At 71.1% G+C, this 19469-nt stretch carries 14 protein-coding genes, 1 tRNA gene and 1 pseudogene; 7 read left to right on the top strand and 9 right to left on the bottom strand.

Going from position 1 to position 19469, the window contains the following annotated elements; translation table 11 throughout:
* Window positions 1–154: 154 nt before the first annotated feature.
* Window positions 155–1705, top strand: coding sequence for an aldehyde dehydrogenase family protein (locus tag DWB77_RS07555; RefSeq protein ID WP_120720512.1), 1551 nt, complete (start codon window positions 155–157; stop codon window positions 1703–1705).
* 91 nt (window positions 1706–1796) lie between these two features.
* Here DWB77_RS07555 and DWB77_RS07550 read toward each other — a convergent pair whose 3' ends face one another.
* Window positions 1797–3113: a DUF2254 domain-containing protein gene (locus DWB77_RS07550; protein WP_120720511.1), complete on the bottom strand. Its 1317-nt coding sequence runs from the start codon at window positions 3111–3113 to the stop codon at window positions 1797–1799.
* Window positions 3114–3317: 204 nt separating this feature from the next.
* Here DWB77_RS07550 and DWB77_RS07545 point away from each other — a divergent pair, with 204 nt between their 5' ends.
* Both DWB77_RS07545 and DWB77_RS07540 read left to right on the top strand, forming a co-directional pair.
* Complete coding sequence (locus tag DWB77_RS07545) at window positions 3318–3848, top strand: hypothetical protein (protein WP_246033449.1); 531 nt, start codon at window positions 3318–3320, stop codon at window positions 3846–3848.
* 99 nt (window positions 3849–3947) lie between these two features.
* Window positions 3948–4035 (top strand) — tRNA-Leu (locus DWB77_RS07540).
* Between the two features lie 156 nt (window positions 4036–4191).
* On the opposite strand, the gene DWB77_RS07535 is transcribed toward DWB77_RS07540, so the two are convergent.
* The 3 genes from DWB77_RS07535 to DWB77_RS07525 all read right to left on the bottom strand — a co-directional run bounded on the left by DWB77_RS07535 (window position 4192) and on the right by DWB77_RS07525 (window position 9376).
* On the bottom strand, window positions 4192–6744 hold the full coding sequence (locus DWB77_RS07535) for a collagenase (protein ID WP_281279990.1): 2553 nt from the start codon (window positions 6742–6744) through the stop codon (window positions 4192–4194).
* A 335-nt stretch (window positions 6745–7079) separates the two neighbouring features.
* Complete coding sequence (locus DWB77_RS07530; protein WP_120720509.1) at window positions 7080–7817, bottom strand: SAM-dependent methyltransferase; 738 nt, start codon at window positions 7815–7817, stop codon at window positions 7080–7082.
* Between the two features lie 221 nt (window positions 7818–8038).
* A complete protein-coding gene (locus DWB77_RS07525; RefSeq protein ID WP_342777928.1) occupies window positions 8039–9376 on the bottom strand; it encodes a WYL domain-containing protein in 1338 nt (445 codons plus the stop codon).
* A gap of 127 nt (window positions 9377–9503) precedes the next feature.
* Between DWB77_RS07525 and DWB77_RS07515 the strand changes: the two genes are divergently transcribed.
* The 3 genes from DWB77_RS07515 to DWB77_RS07505 all read left to right on the top strand — a co-directional run bounded on the left by DWB77_RS07515 (window position 9504) and on the right by DWB77_RS07505 (window position 11645).
* Window positions 9504–9908 (top strand): VOC family protein, encoded by a 405-nt coding sequence (locus DWB77_RS07515; protein WP_120720508.1) that lies wholly within the window; start codon window positions 9504–9506, stop codon window positions 9906–9908.
* Window positions 9909–10148: 240 nt separating this feature from the next.
* The gene (locus DWB77_RS07510; RefSeq protein WP_120720507.1) at window positions 10149–10886 is read left to right on the top strand and encodes a rhomboid family intramembrane serine protease; all 738 of its coding nucleotides are present in this window, start codon (window positions 10149–10151) and stop codon (window positions 10884–10886) included.
* Between the two features lie 141 nt (window positions 10887–11027).
* Entirely contained in the window at window positions 11028–11645 is a 618-nt protein-coding gene (locus DWB77_RS07505) for a TOPRIM nucleotidyl transferase/hydrolase domain-containing protein (RefSeq protein ID WP_120727482.1), read from the top strand.
* Window positions 11646–11700: 55 nt separating this feature from the next.
* Here the strand turns inward: DWB77_RS07505 and DWB77_RS07500 are convergent, their stop codons facing one another.
* On the bottom strand, window positions 11701–12957 hold the full coding sequence (locus tag DWB77_RS07500; protein WP_120720506.1) for a copper resistance D family protein: 1257 nt from the start codon (window positions 12955–12957) through the stop codon (window positions 11701–11703).
* Window positions 12958–13159: 202 nt separating this feature from the next.
* Window positions 13160–13273: pseudogene (locus DWB77_RS07495) on the bottom strand (protein phosphatase); the annotation flags it as partial.
* Window positions 13274–13577: 304 nt separating this feature from the next.
* Here DWB77_RS07495 and DWB77_RS07490 point away from each other — a divergent pair.
* A complete protein-coding gene (locus tag DWB77_RS07490; protein ID WP_120720505.1) occupies window positions 13578–14852 on the top strand; it encodes a serine hydrolase domain-containing protein in 1275 nt (424 codons plus the stop codon).
* A gap of 136 nt (window positions 14853–14988) precedes the next feature.
* Here DWB77_RS07490 and argG read toward each other — a convergent pair whose 3' ends face one another.
* The 3 genes from argG to DWB77_RS07475 all read right to left on the bottom strand — a co-directional run bounded on the left by argG (window position 14989) and on the right by DWB77_RS07475 (window position 19196).
* Entirely contained in the window at window positions 14989–16437 is a 1449-nt protein-coding gene (gene argG / locus DWB77_RS07485; protein ID WP_120720504.1) for an argininosuccinate synthase, read from the bottom strand.
* Window positions 16438–16522: 85 nt separating this feature from the next.
* On the bottom strand, window positions 16523–17578 hold the full coding sequence (locus tag DWB77_RS07480) for a polyprenyl synthetase family protein (protein ID WP_162952466.1): 1056 nt from the start codon (window positions 17576–17578) through the stop codon (window positions 16523–16525).
* 367 nt (window positions 17579–17945) lie between these two features.
* Window positions 17946–19196, bottom strand: a complete 1251-nt coding sequence (locus DWB77_RS07475; protein WP_120720502.1) for an ROK family protein — start codon at window positions 19194–19196, stop codon at window positions 17946–17948.
* Window positions 19197–19469 lie beyond the last annotated feature (273 nt).

Raw genomic sequence — 19469 nt, 5'->3', positions numbered from 1 at the left:
CCCCCAGCCGTACACGCGCCCTCCCACCCACCCCTCCAGCCGTACGCGCCATCACCCCAAGTCGCCGTCCGTCCCGGCACACGCGCCGCCCCCCCCCGCCCGGCCATCAGCATCCCCCCGCCCGACCATCAGCGCACCGAGAGCGGAGACCCTCATGGCACCCACCCCCGCCCCCCTCGCCCTCAAGCCCGGTACCGCCTGGGTCGACGCCTGGCGGCGTGCCCGGGGCGCTGCCCCCGAGGCCTTCCGGGACGATCGCGTCCTGAACCTCTGGGCCGGCCAATGGCACGCCGACGGCAGCGCACTGCCCGCCACCAGCCCCGTCGACGGCACCCCCATCGCGGGCCCGCCCCGCCTCGACGCCCCCACCGCCACCGGGGCCGTACGCGCCTCACTCGACCAGCACCGCGCCTGGCGGCACCTCCCGCTGCCCGAGCGCCGGGCCCGCGTGGCCGCCACCCTCGACGCCCTGGCCGAACACCGCGAGCTGATCGCCCTGCTGCTCGTGTGGGAGATAGGCAAGCCCTGGCGCCTCGCCCAGGCCGACGTGGACCGAGCCATCGACGGCGTGCGCTGGTACGTCGACCACATCGACACGATGCTGGAAGGCCGCAGCCCACTGCCGGGCCCGGTGTCCAACATCGCCAGCTGGAACTACCCCATGTCCGTCCTGGTGCACGCGATGCTCGTCCAGGCGTTGGCAGGCAACGCGGTCATCGCGAAGACCCCGACGGACGGCGGCGTCGCCTGCCTCACCCTGGCCGCCGCCCTCGCCGTACGCGAGGGGATCCCGATCACCCTGGTCAGCGGCAGCGGCGGCGAACTCTCCGAAGCGCTCGTGCGCTCCCCGGAGATCGGCTGTGTCTCCTTCGTCGGCGGCCGTGACACCGGAGCCCGGATCGCGACGGCCGTAGCCGACCTCGGCAAGCGGCACATCCTGGAACAAGAGGGCCTGAACACCTGGGGCATCTGGAACTTCAGTGACTGGGACACCCTGGCCGCCGTCGTGCCCAAACTCTTCGACTACGGCAAACAGCGCTGCACGGCCTATCCCCGGTTCGTGGTCCAGCGCACCCTCTTCGACCAGTTCCTCGCCGCCTACCTGCCCGCCGTACGCTCCGTGACCATCGGACACCCGCTGGCCGTGGAACACCCCCAACACCCCCTGCCGGCACTGGACTTCGGGCCGCTCATCAACGCGGCCAAGGCCAAGGAGCTCGACGACCAGGTGGCCGAGGCCATCGACCGCGGAGCCGTTCCGCTGCACCGCGCGACCCTGGCCGACGGACACTTCCTGGCCGGCCAGGACACCAGCGCCTATCTGCCACCGGTCACCCTCCTGAACCCGCCCCCGCCCTCGCCCCTCTTCCACGCGGAGCCGTTCGGCCCGGTCGACACCATCGTCCTGGTCGACACCGAGGCAGAACTCCTCGCCGCGATGAACGCCTCCAACGGGGCGCTGGTCGCCACCTTGTCGACCGACGATCCGGCGACGTACGACCGACTCGCCCCGCACATCCGGGCGTTCAAGGTGGGCCGGGGCAAACCCCGCTCGCGCGGCGACCGGGAGGAACTGTTCGGCGGCTTCGGCGCCTCGTGGCACGGGGCGTTCGTGGGCGGCGAACTCCTCGTACGCGCCGTGACCGAGGGCCCGGCGGGGGAGCGCGCGCCGGGCAACTTCCCTGCGTACCAGCTGATTCCGTAGTCGGGGGGCGGGGGTGTGCGGCCGAGCGCGGTCCCCCGGGCGCGCACACCCCCGTTGCTCAGACCCGCACCCGCACCCTCGCGCCGCGATCTCACCCGATGCCCTGCCGGTCCGGTTCCAGCGCGAAGGCCCGCTCTGTCTCGTCCGGTACGGCGAGCGATACCGCCCGCGCGAGCAACTCCCGTTGCCGCACCAGTGGTTGGTGGCGCGAGGCGGGTGCGATCCGGAGCAGATCGTCGAGGCCCGCCATGATGCGGCGGGTGACCTGAGGGCTCCCGACCGCGCACATCCGGACCTCGGCGAAGGCGAGGTCGACGACGTCGGACCAGTCCGGAACGTCCTGCACGAGCCGGACCACGCCGTCGCCGTCCGGGTGCCCCACCGCGCCGAGCGGCCGGTCCGCCAGCGCCGAGAGCAACTGGACGATCCGGTCGAGGCACTGGACGGCGGTGGTCGGGTCGTTGATCGCGGCGGAGAGCGCTCGCAGCGCGATGTCGCAGAGCTGCCGCAACCCGAACCCGAGATCCTGGTGGAAGGTGCGCTCCACTCCCACCGAGACGGTGTAGCGCAGCGCACCCCGGGACGGCGCCCTGCCCTCCTCGCCGCCGTGCACCGCGAGCAGCGGAGTGCCCGGCACCACGAAGTCCCCGAGGCGGGGGATCAGGCGCAACACCACGCCCTGGCGCTGAGCGGCGCGCACCAGCCGGGCGATGTTCACGTCCCGCAGCACCCCGGCCCGCCCCACGTACCCGACCCGCCCGATCGCCGGCCCCAGCTCCCGTGCGTCGACGTCCCCGCGCGGCATCTTGTCGATGACCCGCAAGGACTCGCCGGTGATCCGGTCGATGACGTACCCGACCCGCATGAGCCGCAGCGTGGAGTTCACGTACGCGATGAAGAGGAACAGGCTCAGCGCGACCATGAGCAGGGTGAGCACGCTCTGAAGGAACGGAACGGTGGTCACCAGGTGCGCTTGCGCGTCGCTCTCGAACGAGGTGAGCACGAGCAGTGTCAGCGTGAACGTGGCGAGGAAGACGGCGAAGGTCAGCTTGGTGATGCGGGACCGCATGAAGATCCGCACCACCCGCGGGGTGAACTGGCCGCTCGCCATCTGGACCGCGACCAGCGAAATGCTGAACACGACACCGATGAAGGTCATCATCGCCGAGCTGACCGTACTGATCACGGGCTTGGCGTCGTCGGCGAGGCGGATCAGCTCCGTGACCTCGTCGTACTGCTGGTGGTCCTGGAGCGCCCCGATGAGCGCCGCGTCCAGCTCGGCCGCGCCGGCCCACAGCGCGAAGACCAGCACCATGGCCGCGGTCGGCGCGAACCAGAAGGTGTCGCGCAGATGCTCCCGCAGCGGCGAGAGCGCACGCGGCCGCCGATATCCCTTGCCCTTGGTCACCCGGCGAGGCTAGGCGTGCGTCGCAGTGCTGACCCCGCCACGCCGCCGGGTGGTCCCACAGTCGTACACACATTGGTCCTCACGGAGTACGCGGCGGTCCCTGCGCGCCCGAACAATGGAAGGGAAGCACGCGCCGTCCCGCTCCCCGCCGGGCCCCGCGCGGGCCGACCCCACCCACCCCCATCCCTTCCCAGGAGCCAAGCCATGTCCGCCCACAGCGACCGGCCCGCCGAGCCCCACACCGGTACGGACCCCGGGCCCCGTGCCCAGCCCCGTACCCGCTCCCGCACCCGGACCGTCGTGATCACCGTCGTCTCGGTCGCCGTGGCCCTCGGTTTCGCCGGGGTGGTGGCGGTGCCGGCGGCGAAGGACTGGTACCAGAACCGTCATGACGAGGCCGCCTCCTACAGCTCCGGCAAGGAGGCGAAGGCCGACCGCGCCTCGGTACCGCGCTGGCTTCCCGACGGTGCGAAGCGCGTCGAGTACGCGATGAAGACCACCGGCGGCGACCGCCTCCTGAAGGCCACCCTGCCCACCCCGACCCTGCCCACCGACTGCAAGCCCCACCGGCCCGGCGCGACCCCGCGCCCACCGGCCATCAAGGCCACCTGGTTCCCAAGGAACGCCGAGCGGCACATCTCGGCCCGCTGCGATCTGTACTACGCGTACCTGGAGGGAAACACTCTGTACGCATGGCAGGCGCACGACGACTGGGTCGCCGCGAACAAGGCCTGACGCTCGCCTGACCACGCACTATGCGGGTGAACAGCACCGTGAACCCCTGGTAGAGTTCTCTATGTCGCCGCGGGGAACACACCGCGAAGACAACACCTTGTCCGGGTGGCGGAATGGCAGACGCGCTAGCTTGAGGTGCTAGTGCCCTTTATCGGGCGTGGGGGTTCAAGTCCCCCCTCGGACACCAGCTGAGACCCCTGTTAATCAGGGGTTTTTTGCTTTTCTGGGCCGCCCTCCCACGGGGGCTGGTCTCCCTTTCTCGGGAGCCGGCGTGCCGCCCGGTGCCGGCTCGGGGGAGCGGGATGGCACCGGGCGGGGTGGTGGGGTCAGGACGGGCGGGTGGTCAGTACGCCGTCGTGATGGTTACGCCGTTGAACGCGCTCTGGGCGTACAGGCTGATGTAGCGGTAACCGGCGGTGCGGTTGGTGACCGTGATGCTTTCGGTGTTGCCGGCCTTCGTCGAGCGGGCCGTGTAGGCCTGGTTGGTCGCCCAGGTCTTGGTGTTGTAGTAGAGGTTGGCGTTGCCGGTGCCGCCGGTCGTGGTCACCTTCAAGGTCACCGTTCCGGCCGGAAGGTAGAGGTACAGGTAGTCCAGGTCGCCCGTCTTGGCGGCGCGGCCCGTGCGGGAGCAGTTCTGGCCCATGAGGCGCAGGTCCGGGTCCGTGCAGGTCGGCAGGGCGCCGGTCACCGCGACGGACTTGGTGGTCGTGTTGCTCAGGCCCTTGGCGTCGGTGACGGTCAGGGAGATCGTGTACGTGCCGACGGCCTTGTAGGTCTTCGTCGGGTTGGCGGCCGTGGACGTCGTGCCGTCGCCGAAGTTCCAGGAGCGCGTCGTGATGGTGCTGCCCGTGTCCGTGGACTTGTCGGTCAGGCTCACCTTCAGGCCCGAGACGCTCGCCTCGAACGCGGCCGTCGGACCGCTGCTAGTACCGCCACAGGCACCGGCGGCGCACGCGTCGAGCCAGGTGGTGAAGTCGGCGTCGTAGCGGGTGCCGATGCCGGTGCTGTAGACCGCGTACGCGCCCTGGTAATCACCGGCACGGAACTTGGCCAGCATGTTCTGGACGTCGGCGGGGTGCTTCTCGATCATGTAGCGGGTGGCCAGGTAGCCCCACGGGTAGGTGCGGCTCAGGTCGGAATTGGCGTACGAGCTCTGCCACAGGGTGCTCAGCGCGTAGGTGTGCTGCGCGGCGTCGGCGATCGCCTCGGTGTCGGCCATGCCGCGGTAGCTGTACGAGACGTACTCGGCGAAGCCCTCGATCCACCAGATGTCCGGGACGCCCTGCCCGGCCTCGAAGTCACCGGCCATGTCGTAACGGCCGTCGAGGTAGTGCGTGTACTCGTGGTTGAGGTTCCAGATGTCGCCGGGGAAACCGTCACCCACGCTCTTCACATACGACAGGAAGCGGGCCTGGTTGGCCGGGTCGGACGGGTTGCCCTCCAGGTATTCGCCGCCGTTGTTGGTGCTGTTGCCGAAGATCCAGCCGGAGTACGTCTGGTAGTCCTTCGGACTCGCGAACGTCACGATCTCGATGTTGGTGTTGTGGTCGTCGGCGACCGGGCCGCTGTCCTTGACGATGCTGTGGAAGTACGCGTCCTGGCCCTTGACGCTGGTGCAGGCCGCGCTGAGGGCCGCGTCGGTCAGCGACTGGGCGCGGAAGGTGTGGTCGGCGTCGCAGTGGTAGGTGATCGGCAGTGCGGCGGCGGTGAGTTGGCCGATGAAGTCGCAGGTGCCGTAGTAGGAGCACTGGGCCTTGTCGTACGCGTCCGTCATCGCACCCACCGCGACCCACAACGGCGCGGTCGTGCCGGTGATGGCGGAGTTGGCCAGGAGGTTCTTGGCCAGCGGGCGCACCTTGGCCTGGAGGGCGGGGGTGTCGAGGAACCGGGTCATCTCGCTGCCCGCGTTGGCGTCCAGGTAGAACCACGCGTCGTTCAGCTTCGCGAGGTGGTTCAGGGTGAACGTGCTCAGCGTGTCGATGATGCTCGGGTCGGCGGTCACCGCCGCGATGTACGCCGGGTTCCAGTGGCCGCGGAAGAGCGGGGTGAACACGTCGTTGACCGCCGTGTCCATGCTCCAGTACGCGTCGTAGGAGCTGTTGTAGGCGTTGAGCACCTTCTTGTACGTGTTCAGGTAACGGTGCTGCTCGTTGGCGCTGTCCGTCAGGATCAGGACCTCGCCCATGATGTCGCCGTTGGCCGCGCTGACGTCCATGAAGTGCGGGGAGGCGGTGAACGTGTCCAGGGCGGCCTCGCTCGCGGTGGCCAGCGTCGCGCCGTAAGGACCCACGTCCGAGGTGTAGTTGGACTGTACGTAGTAGCCGGCGCGCAGAAACAGCACGAGCTGCCACACGTTGGTCGAGTTGTCACCGGGGTAGCTGCGCGCGGCGTCCCGCAGGGCATCGGCGACGGTCACCATCTGCGCCTCGCGGAACGCGTTGTAGGCGTCGGTCCCGGTGAGGGCGAACAGCGTGTTCACACAGGTCGTGGTCGAGGACTGAACGAAGGTGACCAGCGCGGATCCCGTCCGGCTGCCGAAGTCGCCCGGCGTACAGGACGCCGCGGCGGCGCCGTTCGACCCCTTGGCCCCGGACTTCTGCGGGGCCGGTGAGGTCACCGGCTGCTTCGGAGGGAGCTGCGTCGCCTTGAGCGGGGTGTGCCGGGCGTCGGAACGGTCGGACACATCGGCCGTCGAACCGAGCGGCGTCGGCGACGACTTGTCGGCGACGCGGCCCGAACCAGCTGTGTTCTTGGGTGAGTTGGTGCCCGGCGTGCTGCTCGCGGCGGCTGCTCGGCTCGGCTGCGCCGACAGGGTGAGGCCCAGGCAGAGCGCGAGGGCAAGTATCAGGAAGCCGGTGAGACTTCGTCTCAGTCTCTCTGGTCGGGTGGTGTTCACGTGCCGCCTCCCAGCGGTGTGAAGGCCGCGCTCGGGGCGCGGCGGTGGGGGTACCGCGGGGTCCGGCCGCCCCACCCCGCCCCGGCCCGGGGCGCGCCTCGGCATCAGGGCACGCCCCCGGTCCAGGGGTGTGCCGCCCCTGATCCGGGACGTGGCGGAGCGGACCCGATGACCCGCGGGTCTAACTGATCCATCGGCATGAACGCGGCTCGCTCATGCGCTCTGTAAAATTGCATATGTCACATGGCTTGGGAAGGGCGCGCGGGTAAATCGGAGGCAATGACTGGGAGTTGGGAGGGGGAAGGGGGGAGGGGGGATGTGCCGCAGGGTTCGGCTCAGCGCGGTGTCGGGCGCAGGACCAGGCAGACGAAGCCGAAGGAGTCCCGGTATCCGCGTAGCCACTCCGTGCGGTGCTCGGCCGCCGCGGCCAGGGCCTGCGCGGCGTCAGGGTCGTTCGGGTGGTCCAGGGCCCAGGACGCGAGGGAGCCCGTCCACGACCACTCGTAGGCGTCGAGTTCCTCACGTGTGCTGATGTGGGCCTGGACGGGTGTCCAGCCGTCGGTGGCGACGAGGTCGAGGGTGGTCGGCAGATCGCTGAGGTCGCCCAGCATCTCGACGGCCTCCGCCGAGGGCCGGTCCGCCCAGAAGCCCTCGCCGATCAGGACGCGTCCGCCGGGGGCCAGGTGGTCGCGGGTCGCCGCGAGGGTGGGCAACAGGCCACCGAAGGCGTGCCTGGCCCCGACGCTGATGACCAGGTCGAACTCGGCTGCTGCGGCGAAGAGTTCGGCCTCCTGGTGGTGGAGGGTGAGGCGCTCGTGGACGCCAATGGCTCGCGCCGCCTCACGGGCATGGTCCAGCGCGCTCCGGGACACGTCGACGCCCTCCGCGCGCAGCTCCGGGTACGCAGCGAGGGCGCGCAGCAGCCATTCCCCACCGCCGCAGCCCAGATCCAGGACGCGGGTGTCGCCGCGCGGGACGGCACTGTCCAGCAGGTGTCGTACGGATGTGTCGTGGAGCGGGGCCGCGATGGGGTGGTTGGCGTGGGCGAGCCGGGAGATCTGTTCACGATTCATGGGCCGGAGCCTTGCAGGGGGGCCGAGCGGCACGCATCTGCTTTCCGCGCGGGTGAGGCCGCCCCGCCTCCACGCCGGTCAGCCTCGATGTGGCTCGCCTTGATGCGGGCCCGGCCCGATGCGGCACGGCCCCGGCATGGGGCGGCCCCGATGCAGCCCGCCCCGATGTGGCCCGGCCCCGATGTTGTTCGGCACCGACGCGGGCCGCCGCGCACCTGAGGTCAGGCAGGACGGCCAAGGTATCCGGGAGGGGGCGGTTGGGCGGTGCGGGCGAGCCGGTCGGCCAAGGCGGAGACGAGGTCGCGGAGTTCGGGCGGCCGCTCGATGACGAGCGGCCGGTCGAGGCAGGCGAGTACGGCAGGCAGCCAGTCGAGGTCCTGGACCCTCAACTCGGCTCGGAAACAGGGTAGTTGGGGCGCCCTGCCGCTTCGGTCCGGCAATTCCGACAGGGTCGCGAGGTGGGTCGGCAGGTGCGCCCTGATCTGTTCGGCGGTCCCCTGGATCCGCAGGCTCACCTGATGGCGGTGCGGTGCGGTGGCGAGCCCCGCGAGGACGCGTTCCGCCGGATCGAACCCTACGGGCGGCACGAACGATCCGGGCAGGGTCCGCGCGTCGGCGATGCGGTCGAGCCGGAACGTCCGGTCCTCGTCGATCACGGGATCCGTTCCGGTGACGTACCACTTGCCGGAGTGAGCGACGAGCCCGTACGGGTGCAGCGTGCGCTCGCTGCGTCGGCCGTCGGCGGAGGTGTAGCGGATCGAGAGCGGGCGCTGATGGCGCACCGCGTCGGCGACGCAGAGCAGGATGGCGCTGCGCGGCGCGACCGAGCGGGGGGTGGTGTCGGTGGGGGGCCCGGGGTCGGCGGGGGCCGTCGAGCGGGTGGGTGCCGCCGGCTCGGTGGGTGTGCTCGGGGTCGTGAGCGCCGCTGGCCCAGTGGGTGCTGGTGGGCCGGTGGGTGTGCTCAGGGTGGTGGGCGCCGCTGAGCCGGTGGGTGTACCCGGGGTGGTGAGCGCCGCTGAGCTGGTGGGCGGCGGTGAGTCGGTGGGTGCGCTCCGGGTGGTGGGTGACGGCGGGTTGGAGGGAGCAGCCGGCGCTTGGGGTGCGCCCGTTCCCAGGGGTGGGGACGGCGCCGGACCGCCGCGCGAGCCCGATGTCCCCTCCGGACTCGTGAACGCGAGCGAGTCCAGCACCGCGTCGAGTCTGCGGCCGAGCCGTTCGGGCAGCACGCGCCGGATCTTGGCCGCGGCCGTCTCGCTCGCGACGTCCGTGCTCGTCGTGAGGCCGGTCCGCCGGCCTGCCACGAGCCCGAGGAGCACGGCGAGCGCTTCGTCGTCGCTCAGCATCAGCGGTGGCATACGGAAACCGGAGGCCAGCCGGTAGCCGCCGTAGCGGCCGCGCACCGATTCGACGGGAACGTCGAGTTCGAGGAGGTGCTGGACGTAGCGCCGTACCGTGCGCTCGTCCACGCCGAGCCGGTTCGCGAGTTCGGCGACGGTACGGGTGCCGCCGGACTGGAGGAGTTCCAACAGGGTCAGCACACGGGCGAGGGGTCGGGCCATGGGGAGAAGTCTCGCGCGAATACCGGACGGGTTCTGTCCGGTATTGGTCATAGCGTGCGTGCCGAGGGGGCTGCACAGCCACCGTCAACGTTTCCACCCCTTTCGCCACCCCACTCCGGGAGAACCCATGGACTTCGTCTCGATCCGCGTCATCACCGGCGACATCACCCGCTTGGTCACCTTCTACGAGCGGGCCACGGGGGTGCGGGCGAACTGGTCCACCGAGGACTTCGCCGAGCTCAGGGTTGGTTCGGCGACGCTGGCGATCGGCAGCACAAGGACCGTCCCGATGTTCGCTCCCGGAGCCGCGCACCCCGCCGACAACCGCAGCGTGATCCTCGAATTCCGCGTCGCGGACGTGGACGGCGTCCACCGGAACCTGGTCGACTCCGGCCTCGTCGAGGACTTCGTACAGCAGCCCACCACGATGCCCTGGGGCAACCGCTCGCTCCTGCTCCGCGACCCCGACGGCCATCTGGTCAACTTCTTCACCCCCCTCACGGAGGCCGCGATCGCGAGGCTCGCCCACTGAGGGAGCAGGGCGGACGGCTCGGGCGGGCGCACCCGGAGAGCGGCGGGGGGAGGTGGCCAGGTGGCCCCAGCGGCGCGACCCGGTGCCCGTTTCGTGCCGTGCCGCCCGCGACCGTACGATGCGTTCGAAAAGTTTGAGGCCGCGGAAGCGCGGGAGCTCGGGAGCGCAGGGGCGCAGGGGGAGTCGGTGGGCGGGTTGTCACACGGGTGGGAACGGGCGGACCGGCGGACCGCCGACGAAATGATCGGGGAGGCGCGCAGGGCGCTCTTCGTCATGTTCGGCTTCATGGCGGTCGTTTGGGCCCTGCAAGTCGTCAACTGGCTGTCGGACTACCGCCTGGATACGGACTTCGGCGTCATCCCGCGCGACATGGGCCGGCTGCCGGGCATCCTGGTCTCGCCCTTCCTGCACTTCGGCTGGGACCACATCGAGGCCAACTCCGGCCCGCTGTTCATCTTCGGGTTCCTCGCCGCGTACCGCGGTGCGGTCCGGTTCGTGTGGCTCACCCTCCTCGTCGCGATGACCAGTGGCCTCGCCGTCTGGCTCTTCCAGGAGGCGGACACCATGAGCGTGGGCGCCAGCGGCGTGGTCTTCGGTTACTTCGGATACGTGGTGCTGCGCGGCCTGTTCGACCGGCGGCTCGTCGACGTGCTCATCGGTGTGGTGATGGCGGCGTCCTTCGCCTACCTGGTGACGGTCGCCGTCCCGGGCACCCCGGGGGTGAGCTGGCTGGCTCACCTCGGCGGGCTGGTCGGCGGCATGATCGGCGCGTACCTGCTGCGGGACGGCCGTCGCCCCGCCCCCGTCACGGGCGGTACGCCGCCCACCGCGCTGGACCGGCGTGGCACGTCTCCCACCGGGCTGGACCCGCGTGGTACGTCTCCCACCGCGCTGGACCGGCGTGGCACGTCTCCCACCGCGGTGGACCCGAGCCGCGCCGAACTGCACAAGGAACTCCGGGACTTGGGCCTGCTCTGAGGCGCCGTCCCCACCTCCGTGCCCGACGACCGCGCTGACTGACTCGCTGCGCCGGGATGGTGGGCCGTAGGCTTCGGCGGTCCCCCCGGATATTCGGTACTGGATCGGTCGACGCAGGCGCAGACTCGTCCCATGGCGGACGTGGCGGACATGGGGGCGTTCCGGGAGGCGGTCGGTCGTTGGGCGGCCGGGGGCCCCGCCGGACGAGCGACCGAGCTTGCGGCTCAACTCGGCCTGCGGACAGCGGTGTTGCTGGAAGGGCCGAGCGACCTCGCGGCCGTCGAGGCGCTGGCCGCACGACGCGGCCGGGACCTCGTCGCCGAGGGCGTGTGTGTCATCCCGATGGGCGGGGCGATGAGCGTGGGCCGCTACGCCGGCCTCCTCGGTCCGCCCGGTCTTGGACTACGTCTGACAGGCCTGTGCGACGAGCGGGAACAGAGCTACTACGAGCGCGCCCTGCGGCGGGCCCGAGCACCACGTCCGGGGTTCTTCGTGTGCGCGGCGGACCTGGAGGCCGAACTCGTCCGCGCGCTGGGCCCGGCCGCGATCGAGGAGATCATCGCGGCCGAGGGCGACCTGCGCGCCTGGCAGACGTTTCTGCGCCAGCCCGCCCACCACGGCCGCGCTCGCTCGCGGCAACTGCGCCGGTTCCTCGGCACGAAGAAGGGCCGCAAGATCCGTTACGGCCATCTCCTGGTCGAGGCCCTCGACCTCACCGCCGTCCCGGCCCCGCTCGATGCCCTTCTGGCGAGCGTGTGACCGCCCGAGCGCGCGACCGGCCAAGCGGCGGACCCGCCTGGACCGCCCGACGCCGTCAGGCCCCGGCTCCGGCTCCGGCCCTGGCGGTGACCGCAGCCTCCTCCGACTCCGCGCGTACATCCCGGTCGGCGTCAGCGTCAGCGTCAGCAGCCGCAGCCCCGACCCCGCGTCGACCCAGCGCGTCCGAGGCGCGTGCCGTGATGTAGAGGGACGCGGCGAGCGTGAGGACGAGGGCGATGCCCACGGCGATGATGCTGCCGTTCGGCACGGCCCGCGCGTCCCCCGCCTCCGTACGCGCCGAGCCGCTGAGGAAGGGGATCACGGCCAGGACGGCACATCCCAGGGTGACTTCGGCCCACACCACCCTCGGGAAGTGACGCAACGTCAGATGCAGGAGGGAGGCCGTGGCGTCGGCGCGGCGCGCCTGTGCGATGCGGGGCATCAGCCAGAACTGGTTGGCCCCGCCTGCCACGACCATGGCGAGTACCAGCACGATCTTGATGAGCAGGACGAACCCGTAGGTGGTGGTCCACAGTTGCCCGATGCCGCCGACGTGCTTCCAGCTCATCCACAGGCCGGAGGTGAGTACGGCGCCGACGCAGACCAGGGCGACCAGGCTGAAGCGCCGCCACAGGTCCGCCCACAGCGCGCCCGCGCTGTCGCTCAGCCGGCCACGGGTCGTGGCGAGGGCGGCGAGGACGGCCAGGCCGCCGATCCAGACCGTGCCGCTGACGATGTGGATCTGGCCGAAGAGGATGTCGAACACCTTGTCCGCGTCCTTCGGCGCGATGGCCGGCACCGCCGCGACGAGCGTCACGGCGAGGGCGAGGGGCAGCGCGGTGAGGGCGAGCGCGTCGAGGCGTCTTCGGGCGCGGGGCAGGAACAGCGCGATCAGCGTGGCGGAGGCCAGGGCGACGAGGATGTTCTGCACCCCGTAGATCGCGCCCTGGGCCGCCCATGCGCCCTTCGCCGCGGGAGCCGTCAGGAAGTCCCCGATGTGGCCCGGCGTGAGCGCCTCACCGAACGGCATGCCCTTTCCGGCCCGGGCCACGCGGCCCGCGAGCTGGAAGTAGCCCGACACCAGCAGGACGACCCCCGCCCAGGCGAGGTACAGCGCGGTCCGCCGACGCAGTACGTCGACGTCACCGCGCTCGTTTCCCGGCATGCGCAGGGCCGGGCGAACGGTCGTCGCATAGGTGACAGTGGCCCCGATGGCCCCGGACAAGCCTATGAAATAGCCCGTTTTGGTGAGGATTCGCCAGAGCGGGGGTGTGGTGTAGCCGGCCGAGGCGGCCAGATGAACGAGGGTCATGGAAGGTGAGGCTAACCTAAGTGGGTCGGTTGTTGGTCACCCGGTTCGCACCTCGGACCGAGCGCGCGCCGTGAGCCCCTCCGCGCGAACAGGGATGAAATGGGCGTTGTTGCGTATGACCACGCTCAACGGCCCTCCGCTGTAGGGCAGTTGAGCAGAACCACCCAGCGCCCACAGTGCAGGGCTACGAGAACTGGGCCACGAACTCGGGCGCCGGGCCCGGGGGGAGGGGGCGGCGCAGACCACGGCCCCGTACCAACAGGCCCGACGGCAGCCGCAGGACACCTGGGGCGGTCGGTTCCCACGGGGTGTTCATGGGGTGAGCCTAACGGCGTCGAGAAGATGGACTGTGTGCGCGGAGCGAGTGCGGCTGACCCGGTGACCGGCACACGCGGGGGGCATGAGGCAGGCGCTCCCGAGGTGAGCCATCCGGTTCCTGGCGTGCGGCGACGGCGACGGTGGGGGAGGTGGTGCACACCAGGGGCCGGCCCGCAACACCGGTGCCGCCATGCGAGGGCGGACCGGCGGGCCTAGCGTGGGACGTGGGAAAGAGAAGTGATGTCCTCCGCCTGGACCCCCGTCGTTCGTCCGGGCGCCCTCGTCCGGCAGGAGGCCTGCCCATGAGGCATTCACAGATCCAGTGGCGCAGAGTGTGTGTGGGGGCCGCGGCGGCCGTGCTGCTGAGTGTTCCGGTGGCCGCCGGGAGCGCGTACGGCGTCACAGCGCCGCTCGCGCCGTCGCCCTCCGCCACCGCGTCCAGCTCCCCGTCCGCGTCGAGCGACGCCGGCTTCGCCCAGCTCGACCCGGCCGTGGCCGCGCGGCTGGACACGGCCGTCAAACAGGTCATGCGCGAGGCGAACGTACCCGGCGTGTCGGTGAGCCTGTCGGCGCCCGGCAAAGGTAACTACGTCCGCTCCTTCGGCGTGGCCGACAAAGCGACCGGCACCCCCATGACGCCGAACCTGTACATGCGGATCGGCAGCGAGACCAAGACCTTCACCGTCACCGCGATGCTCGAACTGGTCGACCAGGGCAAGCTCGGCCTGGACGACCCGATCGGCAAGTACATCCCGGGCGTCCCGAACGGCGACAAGATCACGCTGCGTCAACTCGCCGAAATGCGCAGCGGGTTGTTCAACTACTCCGAGGACAGCGCCTTCGGCAAGGCGATGCTCTCCGACCCGAAGAAGCCGTTCACGCCCCGGCAACTGCTCGACTACTCCTTCAAGCACCCGGTCCTGTTCCAGCCGGGAAAGGAGTTCCTGTACTGCAACACCAATCTGATCCTGCTCGGCCTGGTCATCGAGAAGGTGAGCGGCCAACCGCTCAACGAGTACATCGCCCAGAAGGTCCTGAAGCCGGCCGGACTGACCCACACCAGCTTCCCGACCGACGCCGCCTTCCCGAGCCCCCACGCGCAGGGCTACACCAACCAGACCCTGTCCGGGAAGGTCGAGGTGACCACGGACTGGAACCCGTCCTGGGCCTGGGCGGCCGGAGCGATGATCTCCGATCTCTCGGACCTCAAGAGCTGGGCCCACACGGTCGCCACCGGCACCCTGCTCTCCGCCAAGACGCAGGCGGAGCGGCTGAAGACCATCCCGTCGACGATCCCCGGAGCGGGCTACGGCGTGGGCATCTTCAACATCCAGGGCTGGATCGGCCACAACGGCTCACTGCCCGGGTACGAATCCCTCACGGTGTACCTGCCCGAGGCGAAGGCCACCTTGGTGGTGCTGATCAACACGGACATGCTGCACGGCAAGAGTGAGCCCACCACCCTCTTCGGCCAGGCGATCACCAAGATCGTGACGCCGGGGCATGTGTTCAACATCCCCGTGGTGGAACCCCACGTGTCCCCCGCGCCGTCGACCTCGTCCTCACCGTCCCCCTAGAACCGAGCGCGAGGCGGCCCGCCCCCTGAGCAGGGGGCGGGCCGCCTCGCGCCGAGGGGGCGGGCCCACGCCGTAAGAGGTGGACCGCCTCGCGCCGAGGGCCTGGCCCACGCCGTAGGGGGCGGGCCCCTGGCCACTAGTCCGTGCCGAACTCCATCGCCGCGCGGTCCAGGAGCTCGTCGTCGCCGGAGACCTGGCCCCGGGAGGCGATGACCTCGGCGCCACCCTCGGGCATCGCGCCGATGAGGTTGGTGGCCGCCGCCTGCGCGGCGCCGATCAGCTCGGGGTGCGCCGTGCCGACGATGCCGAGGCCCGCGTACTGCTCGAGGCGGGCCCGCGAGTCGGCGATGTCCAGGTTGCGCATCGTGAGCTGACCGATCCGGTCCACCGGGCCGAACGCCGAGTCCTCGGTACGCTCCATCGACAGCTTGTCCGGGTGGTAACTGAACGCGGGGCCCGTGGTGTTGAGGATCGAGTAGTCCTCGCCGCGCCGCAGCCGCAGGGTGACCTCGCCGGTGACGGCCGAGCCGACCCAGCGCTGGAGCGACTCGCGGACCATCAGCGCCTGCGGGTCCAGCCAGCGGCCCTCGTACATCAACCGGCCGACCCGCCGGCCCTCGTTGTAGTACTGGGCGAGGGTGTCCTCGTTGTGGATCGCGTTCACGAGACGCTCGTAGGCGGCGTGCAGCAGCGCCATGCCGGGGGCTTCGTAGATGCCACGGCTCTTGGCCTCGATGATCCGGTTCTCGATCTGGTCGGACATGCCCATGCCGTGGCGGCCGCCGACGGCGTTCGCCTCCATGACCAGGTCGACCGGCGAGGCGAACTCCTTGCCGTTGATCGTGACCGGACGGCCCTGCGCGAAGCCGATCGTGACGTCCTCGGTGGGGATCTCCACGGACGGGTCCCAAAAGCGCACGCCCATGATCGGCTCGACGGTCTCGACACCCGTGTCCAGGTGCTCCAGCGTCTTCGCCTCGTGGGTGGCGCCCCAGATGTTGGCGTCCGTGGAGTACGCCTTCTCCGTGCTGTCGCGGTAGGGCAGCTCGTGGGCGAGCAGCCACTCCGACATCTCCTTGCGGCCGCCGAGCTCCGTCACGAAGTCCGCGTCCAGCCAGGGCTTGTAGATCCGCAGGTGCGGGTTGGCGAGCAGGCCGTACCGGTAGAACCGCTCGATGTCATTGCCCTTGAAGGTCGACCCGTCGCCCCAGATCTGGACGTCGTCCTCCAGCATCGCCCGCACGAGGAGGGTGCCGGTGACGGCACGGCCCAGCGGGGTGGTGTTGAAGTAGGCGCGGCCGCCCGAACGGATGTGGAACGCGCCACAGGCGAGCGCGGCCAGGCCCTCCTCGACCAGCGCGGCCCGGCAGTCGACGAGACGCGCGATCTCGGCACCGTAGGCCTTCGCGCGGCCCGGCACCGACGCGATGTCGGGCTCGTCGTACTGGCCGATGTCGGCGGTGTAGGTGCACGGGACGGCGCCCTTGTCGCGCATCCACGCGACCGCGACGGAGGTGTCGAGGCCGCCGGAGAAGGCGATGCCGACGCGCTCGCCGGCGGGCAGGGAGGTGAGAACCTTGGACATGGGAAGAGTATGCATCTTCCTGAATGTTTATGCAACCCGGGCGGGGTGGACGCGCTCTGGTACCACTCCTGTCTGCGACGTCGGCTCAGCCCAGTCGATCCCCGCCGGTGGCCGCGGCCGTACGCGCTCGCGCGTCCGAGCCCGCCTCCGGTGCGGCGGCGGGCGCCCGGACCGCGAACTCGGCCAGCAGATCCCGGCCTTCGCCCGCTGGAAGCGCTTCCAGCGCCACGACGGCCGCGCGTGTATGGCGGTCGGCCAGGGCGAGCGAGGCGTCGATCGCCCCCGAGGTCCGCAGGATCGCGCCCAGCACGGCCAGCGCCTCGGTGGGGTCGCCGTGCCCGGAAAGGCAGTCCAGGATGCTCCGCCGGGCGGCGTCACCGGACTCGCGGTGAGCGAGGATGACCGGCAGCACGGGACGCCCGTTGCGGATGTCGCTCGCGGCGGCCTTGCCCGCGCTGTCCGTATCGCTGATGTAGGGCAGCAGATCGTCGTGCACCTGGAAGGCGACGCCCAGATGGTTCGCGTACGAGACCAGCGCGGCCAGCGCGGACGGCCCGCCCCCGCCCAGGATCCCGCCGATCTCGCACGCCGCCCGGAACAGCGCCGCCGTCTTCAGCCGCACCATCTCCAGATACTGGCCCACCTCGAACACCCTGGACCCGGTGAGCCGCGCTTCCAGGCTCTGGCCCCGGCCCAGATCCGTCCCGGCCCGCGCGATCGCGCCGACCGCGTCCACGACCCGCTCCGCCGGTATGCCCCGGTCGCGGCACTCGGCAAGACCCTCGAAGACGGAGAAGAACAGCAGATCACCGGCGATGAGAGCCTCGTCGGCGCCGTACTTGCGGTGCGCCGCGGGCCGCCCCCGACGCACCGTGTCCGCGTCGATGATGTCGTCGTGTATCAGGCTGGCGACGTGCCCGTACTCCGCGGCGATCGCGGCCGGGAGCGCTTTCATCGGGTCCCCGCCGACCGCCTGGGCGCTCGCGAGGAGCAGACAGGGCCGGAACAGCTTTCCGGGCGGCAGCAGGGCGTCCCGGCACACCTCCTCGACACCGGTCGCCCCTGCGGGCCAGCGTCGTTCGAGCTCGCGGAGCACCACATCGCGCAGCGGAAACCCCGCCGCGAACGCCTCCGATGCCATACGAGACGCCTTGATTTCGGTCATGTGCCGAGTCCCGTCTGTAGAGCGAAGGTGAGCGAGCCCTTCCAGACTGCGGCACGGAGGGTCGCGCGAGGAGAGCGCGATCAGGGGGAGTGGCAGCGGGGCCGTGGAAGCCGGGCGGCCGACGGGACGCGTCGGTACGGCGACGACGGAGCGGTCAGTGGCTTGGCCGAGCGCTCAGCGGCCCGGCCGAGCGCTCAGTAGCCTGCCGAGCAGTCGGTGGGCCGGCCGACCCGAAGGTCACGTGCGTGGACGCTCCCACCCAGGTCGGCGGGCCCCACCCGGCTCGGCGAGCCCCACCCGAGCCAGGGTCCGCGCGCCCGGCGGGTGTCGTGGCCGGTCCCGGTTACGCGTACGCCAGCGGGTCCCCGAGCACCCTGCGTACGACGCGGCCCGCAGCCCCCCGGGCCGCGTCCCCCGCGAGTGACGACGCGCGCAGGCGGCCGCTGTCGGGCGGCCAGAGGCCCGACACCGTGCGCCGGGTCAGTTCGCGGTCGGCGGCGGGAGCGAGCCAGGGCGTCAGGGCGCGGTAGATGCCGCCGAGCACGACCGCTTCCGGGTCGAAGAGGTTGACCGCCCCGGACAGCACGATGCCCAGCGTGCGACCCGCGTCGGCGAGCGCGCCGAGAGCGCTCTCATCACCCGCCCGCGCCCGACGTTCGAGCTCGGCCACCCCCGGAATGCCGGAATCCTCGTCGAGCCCCGCCGAACGCAACAGCGCCAGTTGGCCCGCGTACTGCTCCAGACAGCCCCGGGAGCCGCACCGGCAGCGCGGGCCCTCCGGGTCCACCACGGCGTGCCCGATCTCCCCCGCGAAGCCGTGCGCGCCGCGCAGCAGTTCACCTCCGACCACCAGCGCCCCGCCCACACCGATCTCCCCGCTCAGATACAGGAAGTGCTCCACCCGCTCGGCCGGGGAGCCGAACCACAGCTCGGCGAGGGCGGCCAGATTGGCCTCGTTGTCCGAAGTCACGCGCAGCGCGGGGGAGTTGGGGAGGAGGCGCTGAAAGGCTTCGCCGAACAAGGTCTCCGCCTCGACCTGGCTCCAGCCCAGGTTGGGCGCCTGGCGGACGGTGCCTCGGGAGACCAGGCCCGGCAGCGCGAGCTCCACGCCGACCGGCCGCAGGTCCTGTTCGGCCGCCGAGTCCACGGCGCGGGCGGCGATCCGGGCGGCCCGCTCCAGTACGTCGGCGGCCGGCTCGCCCCGGTTGTCCAGATGCTCGGTCAGACGTACCCGGTCGGTGCCCGCCAGATCCACCACGCACACCGAGACGTAGTCGACGTTGACCTCGACCCCCGCCCCGGCGGGACCGGTGCGGGCCGGGGTGAGCATGGTGCCGGGACGTCCGGCCTGGCCGCTGAACGACTTGCCCGACTCCGTGAGGAACCCGCCCCGGATCAGCTGATCGGCGAGCGAGGACACGGCGGCCCTGGTCAGACCGGTACGAGCCGCGGCCCCCGCGCGACTGAGAGCGCTCTCGTCGTGCACGGCCCGCAGCACCAGACTGAGGTTGTGCCGCCGCACGGTGTCCTTGTCGGCCTTGGGTGCCAAGGGCGTGGCCCGGCTGCGCGGCGAAGTCGGTCGGTCGTCGTCCATATCACCCATGAGCCTAATGCCGGCCCGAAACGCAAGCCCGGAACGCGGGGGTGGGGTGCGGGGGAGGGATGCGGGGGGAGACCCACGAGCCGGGCGCCATTGCGGCAGGCTCCGTTGCCTCCTGAGGGAGCAACCCCGCAAGCACCCCCAGAAGCACCCCCGGAAGCGCCCCCAGAAGCGACCGCCTCCCATCGCCGTCGAGAGCGCTCTCACCTCCCCACCACCATCCCCACTTCCACCTCCACCTCTGGCCCCGGCCCGCCCCGCCCCGCC

Origin of the sequence: Streptomyces hundungensis (assembly GCF_003627815.1) — a bacterium.
GTDB lineage: Bacteria > Actinomycetota > Actinomycetes > Streptomycetales > Streptomycetaceae > Streptomyces > Streptomyces hundungensis_A.
The sequence above is the reverse complement of the archived record's forward strand: the minus strand, read 5'-3'. Positions and strand labels throughout refer to the sequence as shown.

Coding starts and splice junctions, on each gene's coding strand:
- DWB77_RS07555 (WP_120720512.1), top strand. CDS start 155: ATGGCACCCACCCCCGCCCCCCTCGCCCTCAAGCCCGGTACCGCCTGG.
- DWB77_RS07545 (WP_246033449.1), top strand. CDS start 3,318: ATGTCCGCCCACAGCGACCGGCCCGCCGAGCCCCACACCGGTACGGAC.
- DWB77_RS07530 (WP_120720509.1), bottom strand. CDS start 7,817: ATGAATCGTGAACAGATCTCCCGGCTCGCCCACGCCAACCACCCCATC.
- DWB77_RS07525 (WP_342777928.1), bottom strand. CDS start 9,376: ATGGCCCGACCCCTCGCCCGTGTGCTGACCCTGTTGGAACTCCTCCAG.
- DWB77_RS07515 (WP_120720508.1), top strand. CDS start 9,504: ATGGACTTCGTCTCGATCCGCGTCATCACCGGCGACATCACCCGCTTG.
- DWB77_RS07510 (WP_120720507.1), top strand. CDS start 10,149: ATGATCGGGGAGGCGCGCAGGGCGCTCTTCGTCATGTTCGGCTTCATG.
- DWB77_RS07500 (WP_120720506.1), bottom strand. CDS start 12,957: ATGACCCTCGTTCATCTGGCCGCCTCGGCCGGCTACACCACACCCCCG.
- DWB77_RS07490 (WP_120720505.1), top strand. CDS start 13,578: ATGAGGCATTCACAGATCCAGTGGCGCAGAGTGTGTGTGGGGGCCGCG.
- argG (WP_120720504.1), bottom strand. CDS start 16,437: ATGTCCAAGGTTCTCACCTCCCTGCCCGCCGGCGAGCGCGTCGGCATC.
- DWB77_RS07480 (WP_162952466.1), bottom strand. CDS start 17,578: ATGGCATCGGAGGCGTTCGCGGCGGGGTTTCCGCTGCGCGATGTGGTG.
- DWB77_RS07475 (WP_120720502.1), bottom strand. CDS start 19,196: ATGGACGACGACCGACCGACTTCGCCGCGCAGCCGGGCCACGCCCTTG.